A 521-nucleotide genomic window follows, 5' to 3' on the forward strand; every position below is an offset into this window, starting at 1 on the left:
GAATGTGTTACAAAGCTCGGTTACGAGTTAAAACATAAGTCCGGGTCCCCTTCGTCTAGAGGCCTAGGACACCGCCCTTTCACGGCGGTAACAGGGGTTCGAATCCCCTAGGGGATACCACATTTTGGTTCCTAGCAAATAACTAACGTGTTGTTTGGTAAGAACAAGGCATTTGCTTCCTAGCCTACTGAAGCGAATGTGTTACAAAGCTCGGTTACGAGTTAAAACATAAGTCCGGGTCCCCTTCGTCTAGAGGCCTAGGACACCGCCCTTTCACGGCGGTAACAGGGGTTCGAATCCCCTAGGGGATACCATCTATATTTTATAGAGAGTGGTTCCTAGCAAATAACTAACGAGTTGTTTGGTAAGAACAAGGCATTTGCTTCCTAGCCTACTGAAGTGAATGTGTTACAAAGCTCGGTTACGAGTTAAATCATAAGTCCGGGTCCCCTTCGTCTAGAGGCCTAGGACACCGCCCTTTCACGGCGGTAACAGGGGTTCGAATCCCCTAGGGGATACCA

3 tRNA genes are annotated in these 521 nt (G+C 48.8%); all 3 read left to right on the forward strand.

The features are described 5' to 3' along the window. Nucleotides 1-44: 44 nt before the first annotated feature. The 3 genes from KO537_RS22960 (at nucleotide 45) to KO537_RS22970 (ending at nucleotide 521) form a co-directional block, all read left to right on the forward strand. Nucleotides 45-120 (forward strand) — tRNA-Glu (locus tag KO537_RS22960). Nucleotides 121-238: 118 nt separating this feature from the next. After that, nucleotides 239-314 (forward strand) — tRNA-Glu (locus KO537_RS22965). Nucleotides 315-445: 131 nt separating this feature from the next. After that, a tRNA-Glu gene (locus KO537_RS22970) sits at nucleotides 446-521 on the forward strand.

Origin of the sequence: Shewanella sp. NKUCC01_JLK, assembly GCF_019345615.1 — a bacterium.
In the GTDB taxonomy this organism is placed as follows: domain Bacteria; phylum Pseudomonadota; class Gammaproteobacteria; order Enterobacterales; family Shewanellaceae; genus Shewanella; species Shewanella oncorhynchi.